The organism is Streptomyces durocortorensis (genome assembly GCF_031760065.1).
In the GTDB taxonomy this organism is placed as follows: domain Bacteria; phylum Actinomycetota; class Actinomycetes; order Streptomycetales; family Streptomycetaceae; genus Streptomyces.
The window spans coordinates 3,791,215-3,812,893 of sequence record NZ_CP134500.1 but is presented as its reverse complement, the minus strand read 5'-3'; the positions used below and the strand labels follow the sequence as shown (position 1 = coordinate 3,812,893).

The window sequence follows — 21,679 nt, the reverse complement described above, 5'->3', positions numbered from 1 at the left end:
CGTCCCGACTGCTAACTTCTACACGTCTGTAGAGTTGCCTTTATTTCGGAATTGCACCAGAACGTAGGGAGATGTCATGGCTCTGTGGGATCGCATCAAGGAATCCGCTTCATCGATGCAGACGCAGCTGGAGGCGAAGAAGAACGAGCTGAAGTCGGGGTCGTTCCGGGACGCGAGCATGGCCATGTGCGCCCTGGTCGCCGCCGCCGACGGATCCATCGACCCGGCCGAGCGCCAGCGCGTCGCGGGGCTCATCGCGAGCAATGACGTCCTCCAGAACTTCCCCGCCGACGACCTCCAGCGGCGGTTCAACGACTACGTCGACAAGCTCACCGCCGACTTCGACTTCGGCAAGGTCAGCGTGCTCCAGGAGGTCGCCAAGGCGAAGAAGAAGCCCGCCGAGGCACGTGCCGTCGTACAGATCGGCATCGTCATCGGCGGCGCCGACGGCGACTTCGACGCGACCGAGCGGGCCGTCGTACGGGAGGCCTGCTTCGCGCTCGACCTGCCGCCGCACGAGTTCGACCTCTGAGAGCCCCCAGAGGCCTCAGAGTTCCCAGAGCCCTCAGAGGCCCCAGAGGCCTGAGAGCTTCCGCGCCCGGGCCCGGCGGCCCCCGCCCCCGCGGGGTCGCCGGAGCCCCTCACAGCTCCTTCGCGGGCCAGTCCAGCAGGCGCGCGCCGATCACCGCCGTCTGCAAGCTGTAACGGTGCACCGGGTCCGCCGGGTCGGAACCGGTCAACTGGTGGATGCGCTCCAGGCGGTACGTCAACGCCCTTACGCTCAGGGCCAGCCGGCGGGCCGTCTCGGCGGCCACACAACCCGCGTCGAAGTACACCGCCAACGTGTTCAGCAACGGCTCCGCGCCGCCCCGCGCCTTCTGGAGCGGGCCCAGCTCACTGCGCACCAGATCCGCCATCGCCTGCCGGTCCCGGGTCAGCACCGGGTAGACCAGGAGGTCCGAGGTGTACAGCACGGGGTCCGTCATGCCCATCCGGTCCGCCAGGTCCAGCGCTTCGAGCGCTTCGTCGTACGAGTGGACCACCCCGCCGGGGCCCTTGTGCGGGCGGCCGATCGCGACCCGGCCACCGTCCGTCGCCGCATGCGACTGCTTGGCGAAGTAGCGCAGGACGTCGGGCTGACTGCCCGGGGCGATACAGACGATCCGGCCGTCCTTCGTCGTCAGCAGGATCTTGCGCCCGCTGAACCGCGTGAGGAGCGCCGCCTCCACACTGCGCGGCACCGCGTCCGTCTCCGTGTACGCCTCCGGGCCCGTGGCCACCGCGACCGCGTGCGCCCGGGAAAGCCGCAGGCCGAAGCGGGTGGCCCGCTCGGCGAGACGGGCCAAGTCGCTTCGCCCGTACAGCAGATCGTCGATGAACTCGCGGCGAGCCGCCTCCTCCCGGCGCACCGTCAGCCGCTGCGCCCGTTCGAAGCCCTCGGCGAACGCATCGACCGCTTGTTCCACCGCGGCCAGCACGGCGTCCGTCACGGCAGGGGAGTTTCCGGCAGCGGCGCTCGGCCAGGCAACGCGCGTATGCGCCAGATGCATCGCCACCAACGCCCTCAGCTGATGCCCCGCATCCGCCGCCTCCCGGCCCAGCGCCCGGCGCGTTTCCAGCTCCTCACGCGTCAGTCGACGGCCGGTGGTGGCCACTTCGCCCAGAATGTGGGCATAGTTGCCCAGCATTTCCTCGGGAATCCTCGGCTCGGCCACGCACGCTCCTTCAGCCTCGCAACAGTCCTGTCATTCCCCCAACGCACAGGGGGCGGTGCCGGTGCCCGGCATCAGGGAAGCATAAAGATTGCCGGAACCCGGCAATGCGTTGGGCGGCCCGAGGATGACAGGATCAGGTCAGCAACACCACGGGGGAAACACACGGGGGAGCACGGGGAAACGGGGGAACGGGGGAAGACAGGAGCCCCCCTCGGACAGTCCAACGGGGGATTCGACGGGGGAACCTGAGGGGAACGACCTGGTCGCTGCGGCTTGTTTCAGGCAGCGCCGCAGCGTCCGGGCCCCGCCCCCCCCCTCCCACCGCCTGCCGGTCGCTCGCCGCACACCGCCCCCCGTGCCGAATCACGGACGCGCACCGCCTCAAGGCCCGCGCGCAGAACCGCTAGGGGGCGGGACAGATGGACGAGTTCCTGAGCGCGGCACTCGGATTCCCCGCCGTCATCTTCGGCGCCGCTCTGATCGTCGTCATCTGCTTCTGGCTGCTGGTGCTGGCCGGGGCCGCGGGCCACGACTCCTTCGACGCGGACCTCGACACCGGTCCGGTCGGCTTCGGCGGAGTCCCGGTCTCCGTCTCGGTCTCCCTGCTGGTCCTCTTCTCCTGGTTCGGCAGCCTCACCGGTACGGTCCTGCTGCACCGCAGCGGGACCGGCGGCGCCGCGCGGGCCGTGCTCACCGTCGCCGTGCTCGCCGGGTCGCTGATCATCTCCTGGGCGGCCGTCCGCCTCCTCGTACACCGCTTCCGCCGGTTCTTCCCGGCGGAACCTCCGCCATCGCGGCTCGACTTCGTCGGGAGCGTCTGCACGATCCGCACCGGTTCCGTCACCGCGGACTTCGGCCAGGCCGAGGTCGCGTCGAGCGACGGATCGACGGCCGTCGTACAGGTCCGCCTGGCCGACCCGCCGCACCGGCTTCCCGGTCCGAGCGCCGAGGACGCGCTGCTCGTCAAGGGCGGCGCCGGGCTCCTCTACGCGTACGACGAGGAGGGCGAGTTCTTCTGGGTCTCGCCCTACGACGCGGCGCTCGACCCGGGTCCGAACGCGAGACCGCTCGGATCGCCGGACAGGGCGAACGGCTGACCCCGGCCAGGCCCGTCCCCAGCCGGGCCCGGCCCCGACCACGTCGCCGTACCGCTCCGCCGCACGGGGCCCTTCGCCCCGTCCGGTGACCGGCCGCATGTGCTCCGTCGCTGGTGACCGGTCACACATGACCGCTCGCAGGTGACCGGTCGTCGGCAGGCGCCCTCCTCAAGCCACTTCCGTACCAACCAGCCGTCAAGGACTCTCTATGGATGCCATCTCCCTGAGCATCGGCGTGCTCATCGCCGTTGTCCTGCTCATCGTCATCGCCATCGCCTTCGTCGTCACCCGGCTGTTCCGGAAGGTCGAGCAGGGCAAGGCGCTGATCATCTCCAAGACCAAGAAGGTCGACGTCACCTTCACCGGTGCCGTCGTCCTTCCGGTGCTGCACAAGGCCGAGACGATGGACATCTCGGTGAAGACGATCGAGATCCGCCGCGCCGGGCGCGAGGGACTGATCTGCCAGGACAACATCCGCGCCGACATCCAGATCACCTTCTTCGTCCGGGTCAACAAGACCGTCGAGGACGTCATCAAGGTCGCGCAGGCCATCGGTACGGAACGGGCCAGCGACAAGGACGCCATCCAGCAGTTCTTCTCCGCGAAGTTCTCCGAGGCCCTCAAGACCGTCGGCAAGCAGCTCGACTTCGTCGACCTGTACACCAAGCGCGAGGAGTTCCGGGACCGGATCATCCGGGTCATCGGGACCGACCTGAACGGCTACCACCTCGATGACGCCGCCATCGACTTCCTGGAGCAGACCCCGATGGCGCAGCTCGACGGCGCCAACATCCTCGACGCCCAGGGCATCCGGAAGATCACCGAGCTGACGGCGATCGAGCACGTACGCACCAACGAGTTCCAGCGCACCGAGCAGAAGGAGATCACCCGGCAGGACGTCGACGCCCGGGAGACCATCCTGGAGCTGGAGCGCCGGCAGGCCGAGGCGGAGATCAAGCAGCGCCGCGAGGTCGAGAGCCTGCGGGCCCGCGAGGAGTCGGCCACCGCGCGGGTGCAGGAGGAGGAGCGGCTCGGCGCGCAGACCGCGTTCATCAGGACCGAGGAGCAGCTCGGCATCCAGCGCGAGAACCAGGCGCGTGAGATCGCCGTGGCGCAGAAGAACCGCGAGCGGGTCATCGCCGTCGAGAGCGAGCGCATCGAGAAGGACCGGATGCTGGAGGTCATCGGGCGCGAGCGCGAGACCGAGCTGAACCGGATCGCCGCCACGAAGGAGGTCGAGGCCGAGCGCCGCGAGGTCGCCGACGTCATCCGGGAGCGGATCGCGGTGGACCGTACGGTCGCCGAGCAGGAGGAGTCGATCCTCACCCTGCGCGCCGTCGAGGACGCCGAGCGCGCCCGTAAGTCGGTCATCATCGCCGCCGAGGCGGAGGCCCAGGAGAAGCTGGTCAAGGACATCAAGGCGGCCGAGGCGGCGGAAGCGGCCTCCACCCACCTGGCGGCCGAGCAGCTCACGCTCGCCGAGGCCCGGCTCAAGACCGCCGACCTCGACGCCCAGGCCAAGCTGCGGCTCGCGGAAGGTGTGCAGGCCGAGTCGGCCGCACCCGGACTGGCCGCCGTCCAGGTCCGCGACGCGGAGGCGGAGGTCATCGAGAAGGCCGGTCTCGCGGAGGCCGAGGCCACGGCGGCCCGGCTCAAGGCCGAGGCGGAGGGCGCCCGGCTCAAGGCGCTCGCCAACGCCGAGGGCACCCAGGCCCAGGCGACCGCGGACGCGGCGGTCATCGGCGAGAAGCTGAAGGCGGAGGCCGCGGGGCTCACGGAGAAGGCGGCCGCGATGGCGGCCCTGGACGAGGCGTCCCGTACGCACGAGGAGTACCGTCTCCGGCTGGACGCGGAGAAGGAGATCCGGCTGGCCGGGCTGGACGTCCAGCGGCAGGTCGCCGAGGCGCAGGCGACGGTCCTCGCGACCGGGCTGGAGAACGCCGACATCGACATCGTCGGCGGCGACTCGGTCTTCTTCGACCGGCTGGTCTCCTCGGTCTCGCTCGGCAAGGGCGTGGACGGGTTCATGCAGAACTCGCAGACCGCGCAGGCGCTGGCCGGCCCGTGGCTGGACGGCTCGTCCTCCTTCACGGACGACCTGACCCGGGTGCTGGGTTCGTTCTCCACGGGCGATGTACAGAATCTGACGGTGTCGGCACTGCTGATGCGGCTGATGGGGTCGTCGTCGGGGGCCGCGTCGGGCCAGGTGCAGCAGCTGCTGGCAGCGGCGAAGGACCTGGGTCTCGCCGATCTGCCGGTGTCGACGCTGGCGAACGGTACGCCGGTGGCTCCGGCCGCCGAGGCCGCCTCCCGCAACGGGGCCGGGGCGCTCGGGTAGCCGATGTCACCCTCGTCCGCGGTGGGCAGCCCCGCCGTGGACGAGGGTTCCGTCCGCCAACGCCGGGCGGGCTGGATTCGCAGGAAGAAACACGTAGGGAGCCGTACGCATGGACAGCGACATCACCGCCACCGCCACCGCGCCCCAGGGCGGGGAGGGCGATGTGGATGCCGGTGCCTACGAGGTGCTGCGGCGACGGCTCGGCGCGCAGGCCGCCGAGCTGGTCCGGCGGGCCGAGGCGCTGAACGTACGGCGGACCGAGGAGTTCGGCTCGACGGAGCTGCGGCTCCTGTCCACCGAGCGGGTACGCACCGGGCACCCCTCCGTCCCGCGTGACCTCATCGCCGTCGGCGGGCAGCTGCTGTTCGGGTTCGAGCGGGGGCCGGGGGCGAGCGGCGAGGCCGGGGTCGAGGACGTACTCCTCGTACGGGACGCGAGGCCGGAAGGACCTCGGGGGCCGGACGGGGCGCAGGGGCCGCAGGACGACGACGCGAGCGAGCCGCGCACCACGCTCCTCGACGACGACGGCTTCCGCCGCGAGTTCTCCTCGCTCCACCGCTACTTCCGTGACGCCCGCCTCCTGCGCCTGCGCCGCGTGGGCGGCAGGCTCCTCGCCGTGTTCCGTACGGGCGAGAACGCCGAGGACATCCGGGTACTGCGGTGGGCCCTGGGGGCGGACGGGTCGCCCGGGGCCTTCCTCGACGCGCAGGGCGAGCGGGACCACGTCTTCCCGCCCTCGCACGACTTCGAGTGGACCGTGGCCGGGCGGGAGGCCCACGTGCCCGGACGCCACCCGCACATCGCCATCGGCAAGGGCGGCGGGCTCTACGTCGACACGCTCGGCGGGACACTGACCGTCAAGGTCACCGACGACACCGAGTCGCCGGACGGGATCTACGAGGAGCCCGTCGACGAGCCCCTCCAGTCGCTGGCCGACGCGGACGTGGAGTACGCCGAGGTCGGGCCGCTGGTCCTGCTGCGGGTGCGCCCGTACAAGGAGACGGTCTGGCGCCACCTGGTCTTCAACTCGCTGCTCGCCACGGTCCAGCGGCTCGACGGCATCGGCCCGTCCTGCCACCGGCTCCCCGAGGACCAGGGGCTCATCTTCCCCGGCGGCTACTACCTCACCACCGGCACCGCGAAGACCTTCGACACCGCCGAGGAGCTGACCGATCCGGTCTTCGAGGGCGCGGTCCGCTCGCCCAACGGCGAGGACGTGCTGTACGCCTTCCGTTCCCGCGACGGCCTGCGCAGCCTCCTCCTCCCCTACAACCTGATCCGCCAGGAGGTCGCCACCCCGCTCACCGGGCGCGGGCACGCGCTCCTCGACGACGGCACGCTGATCCTGCTCCGGGACAACCCGGACGGTCCGGCGCGAGTGCACCCCTTGCAGCGCTGGCAGACCCCGTACGTCTCCGACACCTACGCCGCGTCCCGGCCCGCCGGGACCGGTCCGCTCGCCCGGACCGGCAACGCCGACCTGGTGCGCGGCATCTCCGACTGTCTCGCGCTCGCCCACGGCGTACGGGACATGACGCCGACGACCGCCGTGTACGGGCAGCTCGCCGCCGACTGCGCCCGCGCCCAGGACCGCTACCACTGGCTCTCCGACCCCGAACTGGGCGCGCTCGGAGCTCCCTTGGCGGATCTTCGAACCACGGCCCAGCAGGTACTGGCCGAGTTCACCGCCGTACAGGAGCTGACCCGGCGGGCCGCCGACGCGCTGGAGGAGACCGCCGCACGCATCACCGCGCTGGTGCGGCGGGTGCGCGGCGAGGCGCCGGGGTCGGCGGCCGCGTGGGTGGAGCGGCTGACCGAACTCCGTCAGGCGCACGGGCATCTGTCGACGATCGGCGAGATGCGGTACGCCGATGCCGAACGGATCGCGGAGCTGTCGGCCCGGACCGAGGACGACATCGCGTCGGCCGCCCAGCGGGCCGTGTCGTTCCTGGCCCGCGAGGACGCGTTCGACGGGTACCACGAGGACATCGCGGGGCTCGTCGAGGACGCGGGGGCGCTGGAGACCGTCCGGGACGCCTCGGCGGTGACGGACCGGCTGTCCGCGATGACGGAGGGGCTGGCCACCGTCACGGACGTGGTGGCAGGTCTGGAGATCGGCGACGCCACCGTGCGCACGTCGATCCTGGAGCGGATCGCGGAGGTGCTGGGCGGGGCCAACCGGGCCCGTGCCACGCTGGACGCGCGCCGCCGGGAGCTGCTGTCGAAGGAGGGGCGGGCCGAGTTCGCCGCCGAGTTCGCGCTGCTCGGGCAGGCGGTGACGGGGGCGCTGGCCGCCGCCGAAACCCCTGAGACATGCGATGAACAACTGGCGCGCCTGCTACTCCAGTTGGAGAACCTGGAGTCGCGGTTCGCGGAGTTCGACGACTTCCTCGCGGAGCTGGCCGAGCGCCGCACCGAGGTGTACGAGGCGTTCTCGGCGCGCAAGCAGACCCTCCAGGACGAGCGGGCGCGGCGCGCCGAGCGGCTGGCCGGGTCGGCGGAACGCGTGCTGGACACCATCGCCCGGCGGGTGGCCGCGCTGGCCGACCTCGACGCCGTCCACACCTACTTCGCCTCCGACCCGATGGTCGCCAAGGTCCGCCGGACCGCCGGAGAACTGCGTGAACTGGGCGACCCCGTACGGGCGGAGGAGCTGGACGGGCGGCTGAAGGCGGCCCGCCAGGAGGCGGGCCGCGCCCTGCGTGACCGCACCGAGCTGTACGCGGACGGCGGTTCCGTGATCAAGCTGGGCCGCCACCGGTTCGCGGTGAACACCCAGCCCTTCGACCTGACGCTGGTGCCTGCCGGCGAGAGCCTCGCCTTCGCGCTGACCGGGACGGACTACCGGGCCCCGGTCGCCGACCCGGCGTTCGCCGCGACCCACCCCTACTGGGAACAGCTGCTCCCCTCGGAGAACACCTCCGTCTACCGAGCCGAGCACCTGGCCGCCCGGCTGCTCGACGAGCACGGGGCCGGGCACCTCGCATCGCTCGACGGCACCGAACTGGCACGTCTGGTGCGGGAGTCGGCCGCCGAGGCGTATGACGAGGGGTACACGCGGGGTGTCCACGACGAGGACGCCACCGCGATCCTGGGTGCGCTGCTGCGCCTGCACGGGGGCGCGGGGCTGCTGCGCCACCAGCCTGCCGTGCGCGCGACCGCCCAGCTGTTCTGGGCGTACGGCGTGGACGCGGAGCACCGCACGACCTGGACGCGGCGGGCGGTCTCGCTGGCCCGCGCCCGCGACACCTTCGGCCTGGCCCCGGCCATCGCCGCGCTCCAGGAGGAGTGGGCGGCGGCGATCGCGGACTCCCCCGCCACGTCCGGCGCGGCACGGCCCGGGGCGGTCGCCGCGTACCTCTTCGAGGAACTGACGAGCGGTCCCGCCGGGTTCGTCCGGTCCGCCGCGAGCCGGGCGTTCCTCGACGGGTTCCACCGGGCGGCCGGTCCCGACGTGTACGCGGAGGACCTGGCGGCCCTGGGCGACGACCTGGCCGCCCGCCGCCAGCTCGTGGAGGGCTGGCTCGCCCCGTACGCGGAGGCCACCGACGCCGGACTCGGGGACGGCGACCTGGCGGAGGCCGTGGCGGTGGAGCTCTGCCCGGAGCTGGAGCGGTACGCGTGCGACGCGCCGCTCACGGAGCGGGTGGAGGGCCTCCTGGGCGACCACCCGCGCATCGCGGGCGGCACCCTCACCGTACGGATCGACGAACTCCTGTCCCGGACCGCCGAGTTCCGCACCGGCACCGTACCCGGCTACTGCACGTACCAGCGGCTGCGCACCTCCCTGGTGACCGCCGAGCGCGGGCGGCTGCGGCTGGACGACCACCGGCCGCGTGTGATGTCGGCGTTCGTCCGCAACCGGCTGCTCGACGAGGTCTACCTGCCGCTGATCGGCGACAGCCTGGCCAAGCAGCTCGGCACCGCCGACGCCGACCGGCGCACCGACTCGCAGGGGCTGCTGCTGCTCGTCTCGCCGCCGGGCTACGGCAAGACGACGCTGATGGAGTACGTCGCGGACCGGCTCGGGATGGTCCTCGTCAAGATCAGCGGCCCAAACCTGGGCCACGGCGTCACCTCCCTCGACCCCGCCCAGGCGCCGAGCGCCACCGCCCGTCAGGAGATCGAGAAGATCAACTTCGCGCTTGAGGCGGGCAACAACACACTCCTCTACCTCGACGACATCCAGCACACCTCTCCCGAACTGCTCCAGAAGTTCATCCCGCTGTGCGACGCCACCCGACGCATCGAGGGCGTACGGGACGGCGAGCCGCGCAGCTACGACCTGCGGGGCAAGCGGTTCGCGGTGTGCATGGCGGGCAACCCGTACACGGAGTCCGGCGAGCAGTTCCGCATCCCCGACATGCTGGCCAACCGGGCCGACGTGTGGAACCTCGGCGAGGTGCTCAGCGGCCGCGAGGACGTCTTCGCGCTGAGCTTCGTGGAGAACGCGCTGACCGCCAACCCCGTCCTCGCCCCGCTGGCCGCCCGCTCCCGGGACGACCTGGCGCTGCTGGTGCGGCTGGCGGGCGGCAGCGACCCGACGGCGCGTGCGGATCACCTGGAACACCCTTACAGCGCTGCCGAGTTGGACGGCATCCTGGCCGTGCTGCGCCATCTGCTCACCGCCCGGGAGACCGTCCTCGCGGTGAACGCGGCGTACATCGCCTCGGCCGCGCAGACGGACGCCACGCGCACCGAGCCGCCGTTCCGGCTCCAGGGCTCGTACCGCAACATGAACAAGATCGCGGAGCGGATCGTCCCCGTCATGAACGACGCCGAGCTGTCCGCCGTCATCGACGACCACTACGCGGGCGAGGCCCAGACGCTCACCACCGGCGCCGAGGCGAACCTCCTCAAGCTGGCCGCCCTGCGCGGAACGCTCACCGCCGAACAGGCCGAGCGGTGGGCAGCGATCACCACCTCCTACGTCCGTACGCAGGCACTCGGCGGCCCCGACGGCGACCCGATGACCCGGGCCGTGGCGGCGCTCGGACTGCTCGCGGACCGGATCGCGGCGGTGGAGACCGCGATCCAGCGGGCGGCGGACCCCCGGCATCTGCTGGCGGGCCCGGTGAACGACCAGCCCGCCTCCCCGAATCACCGTGCGAAGATCACCAGGAGTCCACACTGATCAGGAAGACTGTGCAGGAAAGCCTGATCAGGAAGACTGAGCAGCAGGCCTGAGCAGCAGGCCTGAGCAGGCGGAGTCAGCGGAACGGCGCAGAGAGCTACCGGGACGACCGGGACAACCGGGAACTACCGGGAACGGCCGAGGACGACCGAGTCGAAAGGACCACGGCATGCTGGGTTTCGTGCCCCCACCTCCTCAGCCGCCGACCGCTCCGCCGGCCTCCGGCCACATGATCGTCTGTGGGGACGACGCCCTGGCGCGGCGGCTCGCGGTGGAGCTGCGTTACGTCTACGGGGAGCGGGTCACCCTGCTCCTGCCCCCGGGCCGCGACGCGAACAGCCCCGAGACCCCGCTGACCCAACGGGGGCGAGCGGCCGCCCTGTTCGGCCGGATGTCGGCGGCGATGAACCGCACGGGCAACGGAAACGGCTCAGGCGGCGGCAGCGGCGACACCAACGCCGGAGTCGAGGCCGTCCGCATCATGGAGGCGCCCGAAGCCTCCGACGACGTCCTGGAGGAGGCGGGCGTCGACCGGGCGGCCGCCCTCGCGCTCGTCTACGACGACGACGAGCGCAACATCCGCGCCGCCCTGACCGCCCGCCGGCTCAACCCCCGTCTGCGGCTGGTGATCAGGCTCTACAACCGCAAGCTCGGGCTCCACCTGGAAGAGCTGCTCGACCAGGCGGCGGCCGTCGCCATGCCGGGCATCGACCCGGCGTTACTGGACGCCTCCACCACCGTCCTCTCCGACGCCGACACCGCGGCCCCCGCACTCGCCGCCACCGCCCTCACCGGCAGCAGCAAGGTCATCCAGGCCGAGGGCCTGCTCCTGCGCGCCGCCGAACGCACCCCGCCCCGCCCCGGCGAGACGGCCGACCCGGGCCTGTGCACCCTCGCCCTGCTCTCCTCCACCACCAACGACCCGGCAGGTTCGGAAGGTTCCGACAGCAGCGGGGACGAAGGTCCGCAACTGCTGCCCGACGAGGTTGCCGTGGCCGCCGCGACCGGCCGGGGCACGATCGTCCTCGAAGCGATCAGCCGGGCCGACCCGGACCGCCCCGCGACCCGGATGGGCGGCAGGGGCGCCCCGCTCTCCCAGGTCTTCTCGCGCAGGCTGCGCTGGTCGGCCCTCGGCGTCGCGGCCTCCGCGCTCGCCCTGGTGATCGCCTCGCTCCTGACCACCGAGGACACCGCGATCCACTCCACCTACCTGACCCTGCTCGACCTGCTGGGCATGAACGACCCGGCGGAGGACGCACCGGCGGCCCGGCAGATCATCCAGCTCCTGTCCGGCGTCGCCGGGCTCCTCCTGCTCCCGCTGCTGATCGCCGCCGTCCTGGAGGCCTTCGGCACCCTGCGCACCGCCTCCTCGCTGCGCCGCCCGCCGCGCGGACTGTCGGGTCACGTGGTGCTGCTGGGGCTCGGCAAGATCGGTACACGCGTTCTCGTACGCCTCCGTGAACTGGACATTCCGGTGGTCGTCGTCGAGGAGGACCCGGAGGCCCGCGGCATACCCCTGGCCCGTTCCATGCACGTACCGACCGTCATCGGAGACGTCACCCAGGAAGGGGTCCTCGAAGCGGCCAAGGTCCGCCGCGCCCGCGCCCTCCTCGCCCTCACCAGCATCGACACCACGAACTTGGAAGCGGCCCTGTACGCGCGATCGGTGAAGCCGGACCTGAGGGTGGCGCTGCGGCTGTACGACGACGAGTTCGCCACCGCCGTCTACCGCACCCTGCGCGCCGCGCACCCCCAGGCCCTCACCCGCTCCCGCTCGGTGTCCCACCTCGCCGCCCCGTCGTTCGCGGGCGCCATGATGGGCCGCCAGATCCTGGGCGCGGTACCGGTCGAGCGCAAGGTGATGCTCTTCGCCGCCCTGGAGGTCGCGGGACACCCGCAGCTGGAGGGCCGCACGGTCGAGGAGGCGTTCCGGCCGGGCGCCTGGCGGGTCCTGGCCATCGACGCGACCCCGCCCGCCGACCGCGCCCCCGACCTCGCCGCCCTCCCCCTGTACACGCCGGAGGGCGAGGCGGTGCAGCCCTCCTCCGGGCTGGTGTGGGACATGCACCCCGGGTACGTGCTGCGCGCCCAGGACCGGGTCGTGATCGCAGCGACCCGCCGGGGGCTGGCGGAACTGCTGCGCCGACAGCGGTCGATACAGCCGAGGCAGTAGTCCGTTGGCCCCTGCGCGGGTAGTCCCTGCGCAGGGGCCGTACGCGTAGTCCCTGTACGGGGACTGCGTGGCAGTCCCCGCGCGGGGCCCTACTTGTAGTCCCTGTGCGGGCCGCTACCGGATCACCGGAACGTGCCCATGGCCTCGCGCACCTCCTCCAGGGTGGCTTCCGCGAGAGCGTCGGCCCGCTCGTTGCCGGCGCGCAGCACTGACCGTACGTACGCCGGATCGGTCGCGTACTCCGCCCGCCGGGCCCGGAAGGGGGCCAGGTGGCTGTTGACGGCGTCGGTCACCGTCCGCTTGAGAGCAGCCGCTCCGCCGTCACCGATCTCCGCCGCGACCTCGTGCGGGTCCCGCTCCAGGCAGAGGGCGGCCAGCAGGACGAGGGAGGAGACACCGGGGCGGATGTCGGGGTCGTAGGTGATGTGCCGGTCGGCGTCCGTGGTCGCACCCCTGATCAGGCGGGCCGTCTCGTCGGCGGTGGCGCCGAGGGGGATGGAGTTGGCCCGGCTCTTGCTCATCTTGGTGCCGTCGGTGCCCAGGAGGAGGGGCGCGGAGGACAGCAGGGCGTCCGGTTCCGGAAAAAGATGCCCGTAACGCTCGTTGAAGCGGCGGGCGATCGTCCGGGTGAGTTCGAGGTGGGGCAGCTGGTCCTGACCGACCGGGACCACGTTGCCCTTGCAGAAGAGGATGTCGGCGGCCTGGTGGGCCGGGTAGGTGTACATCAGCCCGCTGACCGCCGACTGCCGGGAGTGCGCGATCTCGTCCTTGACCGTGGGATTGCGGCCGAGCTCCGCGACGGAGACGAGGCTGAGGAAGGGCAGCAGGAGCTGGTTGAGCGCGGGGACGGCGCTGTGGTTGAAGACGGTGGACCGGGCGGGGTCGATGCCGAGGGCCAGGTAGTCCAGGAGCAGCCCGTCCGTGTACTCCCCCAGCCGCTCGGCGGTGTCCCGGTCGGTGAGCACCTGGTAGTCGGCGATCAGAACGAAGACGTCCACGCCGAGGTCCTGGAGGCGAACCCTGTTGCGCAGGGTGCCGAAGTAGTGGCCGAGGTGGAGGGGGCCGGTGGGTCGGTCGCCGGTGAGGACCCGGAAGGGGGCGGGGTCCTGGGCCAGCTGCTGTTCCAGCTCAGCGCTGCGGCGCTCGGCGGGGGTGGGGGCTGTGGCGGGTGCGGTGGCCGTGGTGGTGGTCGTCGTCATGGTGGGTGCCTCTCCTCGCGTGGGTGGATGCGTGGAGGACGGCCCCGCCGGTGCGCTTGGTGTCCGTGTCCGCGGCGTACGAAGGCGGAGAGCCGTACGAGGGCAGCGAAAAGGGCCGTCCTTGTCGAACGGCCCTGGTTCCGTGCAGATGCTGTGGCCGCTCCTAGGAAGAGCGCCACCCGTTTCGGCACGGGACGGAGGTCATGGCCCCCAGTGTACGGACCCCGCTTCTGCCTACGCGTCTATTTCTGCGCGTGCTCGCCCACGTAGAAGAGGATCCAGATGAACCCGGCGAACAGGTGCGTCGCGAAGACGTAGATGAAGACGCGCAGGAACACTCCGCGCGCTTTCCACGCCTCGTTGTCGTTGCTGTCGTTCTCCCGCTCGCTCACCGTTCCAGGGTACGCGCGGGCCCGGAAGAGGTCCGGGTCGCGCGGAATAGGACGGACGAGGGTCCCGTTACAGGCTATAGTTCAACGTTCAACCAAATCGGCCGGGGCCCCCGCTCCACGACCGGGACCAAGGAAGGCGGACGCCATGCAGTTCGGGATCTTCACCGTCGGAGACGTCACCACCGACCCGACCACCGGCCGGACGCCGACCGAGAACGAGCGGATCAAGGCCACCCTCGCCATCGCGCAGAAGGCCGAGGAAGTCGGCCTGGACGTCTTCGCGACCGGCGAGCACCACAACCCGCCGTTCGTCCCGTCCTCCCCGACCACGACCCTCGGCTACATCGCCGCCCGCACCGAGAACCTGATCCTGTCCACCTCCACCACGCTGATCACCACCAACGACCCAGTGAAGATCGCCGAGGACTACGCCACCCTCCAGCACCTCGCGGACGGCCGCGTCGACCTGATGCTGGGCCGCGGCAACACCGGACCGGTCTACCCCTGGTTCGGCAAGGACATCCGCCAGGGCATCCCGATGGCCATCGAGAACTACGCCCTGCTGCACCGGCTGTGGCGCGAGGACGTCGTGGACTGGGAGGGCAGGTTCCGTACGCCGCTCCAGTCCTTCACCGCGACCCCGCGCCCGCTGGACGGCGTGCCGCCCTTCGTCTGGCACGGCTCCATCCGCTCCCCGGAGATCGCCGAACAGGCCGCCTATTACGGTGACGGGTTCTTCCACAACAACATCTTCTGGCCCATGGAGCACACCAAGAAAATGGTGTCCCTCTACAGGCGCCGGTACGCCCACTACGGCCATGGAACCGCCGAACAGGCCATCGTCGGACTCGGCGGCCAGGTGTTCTTGCGCAGGAACTCGCAGGACGCGGTACGGGAGTTCCGCCCCTACTTCGACAACGCCCCTGTCTACGGCCACGGCCCGTCCCTGGAGGACTTCACCCGCGAGACCCCGCTGACCGTTGGCTCCCCGCAGGAGGTCATCGAGCGGACGCTGACGTTCCGGGACGCGGTGGGCGACTACCAGCGGCAGCTGTTCCTGATGGACCACGCGGGGCTGCCGCTGAAGACGGTCCTGGAGCAGCTCGACATCCTCGGCGAGGAGGTCGTGCCCGTGCTGCGCAAGGAGTTCGCCAACCTGCGGCCGACCGGGGTGCCGGAGACCGCGCCCGTCCACCCGGCGGCAGCCGCCGCCCGATCCTTGGGAAAGGGGGCTTGACCTCCATGTTCGCCACCACACCTCTGCGCGTCGTCGCCGTCTCGGCCGGGCTGGGCCAGCCGTCCTCGACCCGGCTGCTGGCCGACCGGCTGGCCGCCGCCACCCGCGAACAGCTCACGGCGGACCGGGGCAGGGCGGACCAGGGCAGGGCGGACCAGGACCGGGCGGACCAGGACCGGAACGTCGAGGTCCGTGTGGTCGAGCTGCGCGACCTCGCCGTGGACATCGCGAACCACCTGGTCAGCGGGTTTCCGTCGGCCGGGCTGCGGGAGGCGATCGAGGCCGTGACGGAGGCCGACGGGCTGATCGCCGTCACGCCGGTGTTCACCGCCTCGTACAGCGGTCTGTTCAAGTCCTTCTTCGACCTGATCGACAACACCGCGCTGACCGGCAAGCCCGTCGTGATCGCCGCAACGGGCGGTACGGCCCGGCACTCGCTGGTTCTGGAGCACGCCCTGCGCCCCCTCTTCGCCTACCTGCGGGCCGTCACCGTACCGACGTCCGTCTACGCGGCCTCCGAGGACTGGGGCTCCTCCGGTGACGAGTACACCGAGGGCCTGCCGTCCCGGATCCGGCGCGCGGGCGGCGAGCTGGCCTCGGCGGTCCTGGGCCGTACGGTCTCCGGAGCCTCAAGCGGACCACGCCCGGACGCCGGGGAGGGGCACGACGGGGAGGACGCGGTCGTCCCCTTCGAGCAGCAGCTCGCGGACCTACGACTGGACTGAGGCAGACCTTCCGAATTTTCTGTTTTGACTACAGTGAAGGCAGACGCTGTACCGAGCCGGAACGACCGGAATCAGGTGGAGGCAGGCATGGGCAGGATCGTCGTGGGCGTGGACGGCTCCGAGGAGTCGGTCAAGGCAGTGCACTGGGCCGTACGCCAGGCCGAGCTGACCGGTGACACCGTGGAGGCGGTGAACGCCTGGGAGTACCCCGCGACCAGCTGGGCCTCGATGATGCCGGGCATGCCGGAGGACTTCGATCCGCAGGCGGTGGCCGCCGTCTCGCTGACCGAGGCGCTGGAAGAGGCTCTCGGCGCGGAGGGAGCGGCCGAGGTCAGCAAGATCGTGGTCATCGGCAACCCGGCGCAGGTGCTGCTGGAGCGCGCGAAGGGCGCACGTCTGCTCGTGGTGGGAGCCCGCGGCTACAGCGGCTTCAAGGCCGCCCTGCTCGGCTCGGTGAGCCTCACCGTCGCCCAGCACGCTCCATGCCCGGTGACGGTGGTACGCGACTGACCGCCGGACACCGCCCGGCTGTCGGCAGCCGTCCGGGTGCCGGTCGCCTTCCAGGGGCCGGGCGCCTTCCAGGGGCCGGGCGCCTTCCGGGGGCCGGGCAAAACGGGGAGCCGTTGTCAGTGGGTACTCCTATCGTGTGGGCATGACCCCTGCTCTGTTCGGGCGCGACCACCCCGCAGGCGTCCTTCGCTCGGAGATCGCCCGGGCGACGGACAGCCACGGCGGTCTCGTGCTGGTCACGGGCGAGGCCGGGATCGGCAAGACCACCCTCGTCACCGACGCCGCGCACGAGGCGCGGCGGCGCGGTGCGTTGGTGGTCGGCGGTTCGTGCTGGGACTCCGACAGCACCCCCGGCTACTGGCCCTGGGTGCAGGTGCTGCGCGCCCTGCGCCGGTCGGCCACGGCTGCGGAGTGGGCAGCGGCCCAGGAGGCCTCGGACGGCCGGCTCGGTGTGCTGCTCGGCGACCCTGGGGCGGGGGCCCACGGCGGACACGGCCCGCACAGCACTCATGGGGGCGCGGAGGCCCATGGCGGACACGGTGCGCACGGGGGCGCGGAGAGTCCGACGTACGGTTCCGCGGGTCCGCACGAGAGTCCCGCGTACGGTTCCGCGGGTGCGCAGAAGAGTCCGGTGTCCGGTTCCGCGGGCGTGCACGGCCCGGAACCCGGTGCGGGCGCGGGAATCAGCAAGGTCGCGGGACTCGGTACGGGAGCGGGGCCCGGGCCCGGGCCCGGTACGAGCCTCGGGCCTGGGGCGGGCGTCGGGCCCGGGACGGGTCTCGGTTCGGGTGCTGCGGAGGGCATCGAGGCGTTCGGGCTGTTCGACGCGGTGACCACCGCCCTCGTCACGGTCTCCCAGAGCCGACCGCTGGTGGTCGTCCTCGACGATCTGCACAGCGCCGACCCCGCCTCGCTGCGCCTGCTCGAATTCGCCGCCCAGCACGCCTGGTTCGAGCGGCTGCTGCTGGTCGGCACCTACCGTGACGTCGAGGTGGACGCCCCCGGACACCCCCTCCAGCCACTGATCCTGCCGCTGGTCTCCCGCGCCTCGGCGACGCTCACCCTGACCGGCCTCGGCCGCGAGGAGGTGGGGGCTCTGATGACCGTGACGACGGGCCGCGAACCCACACCGGAGCTGGTCGACGAGGTCCACCGTCGTACCGGCGGCAACCCCTTCTTCGTCGAGCAGACCGCCCGGCTCTGGCACAGCGGAAGCCCCGTGTCCACCATCCCGCCCGGCGTGCGGGAGGCGGTCCGGCAGCGGCTCGCCCTGCTGCCGGAGCCGGTCGTCTCCCTGCTGACCGCCGCCGCCGTGCTCGGCCGGGAGTTCCGCCGCCAGGTGCTGGCCGTGGTGCACGGGTCGCCGGTCCCCCACGTGGACCGGCTGCTGGAGTCGGCGGTCGTCGCCCGGGTCGTCGCCCCCCGCCCGTCCGGGCAGTACGCCTTCGCCCACGACCTGCTGCGCGAGACGCTGTACGCCTCCCTGGGCGAGGCGGAGGCCCGCCGCCGGCACGCGAACGCCGTACGGGCCCTGGACGCCCACGGCGGCCTCGACGAGGCGGTACGGCCCGGCGACCTCGCCCGCCACGCCCACCTGGCGGGCGGTGAGCTGGACCGCGACCGCCGGATCGACCTGCTCCTGGCCGCCGCCCGGGACGCCTCGGGGCGGCTCGCCGACGAGGAGGCCCTCACCCACTACCGCCGCGCCCTCACGGTGGCGGACACGGCGGACGGTTCACAGGGTGGCTCGGCGGGCTCGGAGGCCGACGCGGCGGACGCGGGCCCCGACCACCGACGTACCGCGCTGATCTCCCTCGACCTCGCCGGGCAGCTCCGGCACGCCGGGGAGGAGACCGAGGCGCAGCGCCACCTGGACCGCGCGGTCGCCCTGGCCCGGGAGCTGGACGAACCGGAGCTGCTGGCCCGGGTGGCGATCACCCTCTACCGCGAAGGGGCCCTGGGCGGCCGCGAGGCCTCCACGGGCAGCCTCCTCGCCGAGGCGCACCAAAGGATCACCGGCAAGGAGGGCCAGGAGGGCCTCTCCGACGACCGGCTCGCCCAGGAGCTGGCCATCCACATCATGGCGCTGGCCCGGAGCGGCTCGGACGACGAAGCGCTCGCCTTCTCCCTCTGGGCGCGCCACGACTCCGTCTGGGGCCTCGGCTCGGCGGTCGAGCGGCTCGGGCTGACCGACGAGATGACCGTCGTCGGCCGGCGCACCCACCACCAGGACATGGAGCTCCACGCGACCTCCATGCGGTGGGTGGCCCTGCTGGAGCTGGGCGACCCGGCCTTCCTCGACCAGTTCCGCGCGTTCGTCCGGCTCGCCGAACGGACCCAGCTGCCCCGGTTCGCCCTGGGCATCGCCGTGGACAGCAGCCTGATCGCCTCCTTGCAGGGCCGGTTCGCCGAGGCATCGACCGCCCTCGACGACGACGTGCTCGACCCCGAGAGCAACGACCACGTGGCCTTCGGCTTCATGGGGCATCACCTGCACTGGGCGCTGCACCTGCTCCAGGGGCACTTCGCCGAGGCCGAGGAGGTCCTCACCGAGCTTCCGGGCAGCGGGTATCCCTATCCCGGGCTGCTGGAGGCCGTCACCGCGGTGGAGCAGGGCGACGCGACGCCCGGCCTGCGCCTCGTCGCCGAGCACGAGGAACGCGCCGCTCCCTACCCGCGGGCGTTCATGCCGCTGTGGCTCAGGCTCCTCGCCCAGACTGCCGCGGCCACCGGCGACCCCCGCCTCATCGCCCGCGCGGAGGACGAGCTCACCCCCTACACGGGCCAGTGGGTCGTCTCGCTGTACGGCTGTGACATCGGCGGCCCCGTCGACCTCTGGCTCGGGGTGCTCGCCGCCGCCCGCGACGACCGGGACGCGGCAGTGGCGGCGCTCACCGAGGCCGCCGCCTCCTCGGACCGCCTCGGCGCCCGCCCCTGGGCCGTACGCGCCCGACTTCACCTGGCCCGCTCCCTGCTCGCCCGCGCGGACACGGCAGGTGCCGGTACGGGGAACCCTGGCGCGGAAAGCACGGGCGCGGGCGTCACCGGCGCGGCCGACGCCGGGCAGTCGCGGCGACTGCTCACCGAAGTAGCTCGGGAAGCAACCGAGTTGGGCCTCGACCACCTGGCCTCCGAGGCCGCCGCCCTCCTCAAACCCCCCACCGCCGACATCCCCACCGCGCCCACGGCACCCATGGCCCTCGAACCCACCGCCGCGCGAGCCCCGTTCACCGGCCGACTCCCGGCCGAGCCCCGGCCCCCGGAGCTGGAGCCGGATTCCGGGGCAGGGGCGGAGGCCGGGACAGGGCACGGCTCCCCCTCCCCGCCCGCTGCCGAGTTCCGGCGGAACGGGCCGGTGTGGCAGCTGCGTTGGGACGGGGTCACCGTGCATGTCCCGGACGCCAAGGGCTTGCGCGACCTGCACAGCCTGCTGGGACAGCCCGGCGCCGACATCCCGGCCGTCCACCTGCTCGCGCCCGAGGGCGGAAGCCTCGTCGTCGCCGCCGGGCAGCTAGGCGGCGACCCGGTGCTCGACGAGGAGGCCAAGCGCCGGTACAAGGAACACCTGGCCCGGCTGGACGCCGAGATAGACCGAGCCGCGGCCCGGGACGACGCCCGGCTCATCGAGAAGTACGACCGGGAACGTCAGGCCCTCCTCGACGAACTCCGCACCGCCGCCGGGCTCGGTGGCCGCACCCGCCGCCTGGGTGACCAGACCGAGCGGGCCCGCAAGACGGTCACCGCCCGTATCCGCGACGCCCTGCGCAAGCTGGACACCCTGCACCCCTCCCTGGCAGCCCACCTGAAGGCGTCCGTGACAACGGGAACCACCTGCGCCTACCGCCCCGACCAGACCCCCCACTGGCAGCTGTAACCCCAGCCCACAACAGTCAGCCCCAGGCTGCCGGCTCCGGCCCCCGCTCTCCCTGCCCCCGGGGCCCGTCGGTCGTCCCGCCCCGCCCCGCCCCGCTACCGCACGACCACGTCGGCGACGACACACGCCACGTTGTCGGGCCCGCCTGCCGCACGGGGCAGGGCGACCAGTCGGCGTACGGCCTCCTCCGGGTCGTCCGCCGCGATGACCGCCGCGCGCAGGTCCGCCTCGTCCACCACGGCCGACAGCCCGTCCGAGCAGAGCAGATAGCGGTCCCCAGCCATCACCTCCTGCAACCGGACCTCCGGTCGGCACGCCACGGCCACCGGAGCGGACTGCGCCGCGCCTACCAGGGCCTTCAGCAGCAACGAGCGCTGCGGGTGCGACGCGGCCTCCTCCGGACTCAGCGAACCGTCATCGATCATCGCCTGGACCAGGCTGTCGTCGTGCGTGATCCGGAACAGCTCACCGCCCCGAAGCAGATACGCCCGAGAGTCCCCGATGTGCACGAGCCCGAGCCGCGACCCGGTCCACACCATCGCGGTGAGCGTCGTCCCCGACCCGTCGGGGGCGTTGTACGGAGAGACCGCGTCCCTGACCGCGCGTGACGCGGCATCCGCCGCGTCCTCCAGCGCGTTCAGCAGATCCGCCGCGGGCAGCACCCCGCCCCCGGCACCCCGGGCGGTCGGCTTCAGCGCCTCGATCGCCGCCGCACTCGCCTCCGCCCCGGCCTCCCCGAACCCGTCGGCGGCCGCCAGCAGTCGAGCCCCCGCGAACGCCGTGTCCTGATTCGCCGTACGCACCGCCCCCGTATCGGTCAACGCCGCACACCGAATCCCGAACGCCGCGTTCTCCGGTACTCGCTTCGTCATCTCCACGCCTTCCGCCGACAGATGGTCGACGAGGTACATCGCCAGATCGCGCCGGGCCGCCGTCTCGGCCTCCACCCGTGCCCAATAAGCCCGGATCTCCACCGCCGCCGCAGCCGGATCGAGCTGGACGACCCGGCCGATCCGGCTGAGCGGCATACCGATCCTGCGCAGCCACGCCACCAGCCGCGCCCCCTCCGCCTGCGCCGGGTCGTAGTACCGGTAACCGTTCACCGGATCGACCAGGGCGGGCCGGAGCAGACCCAGCTCGTCGTAGCGCCGCAGCGCCTTCGCTGAGAGCCGGGACAACCGGGCGAACTCCCCGATCGTCACCAGCTCTCCTCTTCCGGCGTCCGCCGCGCGGCCGTCGCGTCCCACCCCGTACCTCCTCGTACCGGGTGCCTTCCGCCCGGCCC

Annotated in this window: 13 protein-coding genes; 9 read left to right on the top strand and 4 right to left on the bottom strand. The window is 72.2% G+C overall.

Annotated elements, in window-relative coordinates; translation table 11 throughout:
* Positions 1–76 precede the first annotated feature (76 nt).
* Positions 77–532 carry a tellurite resistance TerB family protein gene (locus tag RI138_RS16785; protein ID WP_096632048.1) on the top strand — a complete coding sequence of 152 codons (456 nt, stop codon included), beginning with the start codon at positions 77–79 and terminating at the stop codon, positions 530–532.
* A 109-nt stretch (positions 533–641) separates the two neighbouring features.
* Here RI138_RS16785 and RI138_RS16780 read toward each other — a convergent pair whose 3' ends face one another.
* On the bottom strand, positions 642–1,715 hold the full coding sequence (locus tag RI138_RS16780; RefSeq protein WP_311120577.1) for a PucR family transcriptional regulator: 1,074 nt from the start codon (positions 1,713–1,715) through the stop codon (positions 642–644).
* A gap of 419 nt (positions 1,716–2,134) precedes the next feature.
* On the opposite strand from RI138_RS16780, the gene RI138_RS16775 reads away from it, so the two are divergent.
* The 4 genes from RI138_RS16775 to RI138_RS16760 all read left to right on the top strand — a co-directional run bounded on the left by RI138_RS16775 (position 2,135) and on the right by RI138_RS16760 (position 12,457).
* Positions 2,135–2,812: a hypothetical protein gene (locus RI138_RS16775; RefSeq protein WP_311120576.1), complete on the top strand. Its 678-nt coding sequence runs from the start codon at positions 2,135–2,137 to the stop codon at positions 2,810–2,812.
* A 208-nt stretch (positions 2,813–3,020) separates the two neighbouring features.
* Positions 3,021–5,150 carry a flotillin family protein gene (locus RI138_RS16770; RefSeq protein ID WP_311120575.1) on the top strand — a complete coding sequence of 710 codons (2,130 nt, stop codon included), beginning with the start codon at positions 3,021–3,023 and terminating at the stop codon, positions 5,148–5,150.
* A gap of 109 nt (positions 5,151–5,259) precedes the next feature.
* Positions 5,260–10,284 carry a DNA repair ATPase gene (locus RI138_RS16765; RefSeq protein WP_311120574.1) on the top strand — a complete coding sequence of 1,675 codons (5,025 nt, stop codon included), beginning with the start codon at positions 5,260–5,262 and terminating at the stop codon, positions 10,282–10,284.
* A gap of 169 nt (positions 10,285–10,453) precedes the next feature.
* A complete protein-coding gene (locus RI138_RS16760) occupies positions 10,454–12,457 on the top strand; it encodes an NAD-binding protein (protein WP_311120573.1) in 2,004 nt (667 codons plus the stop codon).
* A gap of 122 nt (positions 12,458–12,579) precedes the next feature.
* On the opposite strand, the gene trpS is transcribed toward RI138_RS16760, so the two are convergent.
* The gene (gene trpS, locus RI138_RS16755) at positions 12,580–13,656 is read right to left on the bottom strand and encodes a tryptophan--tRNA ligase (RefSeq protein WP_311120572.1); all 1,077 of its coding nucleotides are present in this window, start codon (positions 13,654–13,656) and stop codon (positions 12,580–12,582) included.
* Positions 13,657–13,898: 242 nt separating this feature from the next.
* Complete coding sequence (locus RI138_RS16750) at positions 13,899–14,048, bottom strand: DUF6126 family protein (protein WP_311120571.1); 150 nt, start codon at positions 14,046–14,048, stop codon at positions 13,899–13,901.
* A 145-nt stretch (positions 14,049–14,193) separates the two neighbouring features.
* On the opposite strand from RI138_RS16750, the gene RI138_RS16745 reads away from it, so the two are divergent.
* The 4 genes from RI138_RS16745 to RI138_RS16730 all read left to right on the top strand — a co-directional run bounded on the left by RI138_RS16745 (position 14,194) and on the right by RI138_RS16730 (position 20,394).
* A complete protein-coding gene (locus RI138_RS16745; RefSeq protein ID WP_311120570.1) occupies positions 14,194–15,285 on the top strand; it encodes an LLM class flavin-dependent oxidoreductase in 1,092 nt (363 codons plus the stop codon).
* A 5-nt stretch (positions 15,286–15,290) separates the two neighbouring features.
* Positions 15,291–16,010 (top strand): FMN reductase, encoded by a 720-nt coding sequence (locus RI138_RS16740; protein ID WP_311120569.1) that lies wholly within the window; start codon positions 15,291–15,293, stop codon positions 16,008–16,010.
* Between the two features lie 87 nt (positions 16,011–16,097).
* A complete protein-coding gene (locus tag RI138_RS16735) occupies positions 16,098–16,520 on the top strand; it encodes a universal stress protein (RefSeq protein WP_096632936.1) in 423 nt (140 codons plus the stop codon).
* Between the two features lie 142 nt (positions 16,521–16,662).
* Positions 16,663–20,394 carry an ATP-binding protein gene (locus RI138_RS16730; protein ID WP_311120568.1) on the top strand — a complete coding sequence of 1,244 codons (3,732 nt, stop codon included), beginning with the start codon at positions 16,663–16,665 and terminating at the stop codon, positions 20,392–20,394.
* 95 nt (positions 20,395–20,489) lie between these two features.
* Here the strand turns inward: RI138_RS16730 and RI138_RS16725 are convergent, their stop codons facing one another.
* A complete protein-coding gene (locus RI138_RS16725; protein WP_311120567.1) occupies positions 20,490–21,641 on the bottom strand; it encodes a MerR family DNA-binding transcriptional regulator in 1,152 nt (383 codons plus the stop codon).
* Between the last annotated feature and the right edge of the window lie 38 nt (positions 21,642–21,679).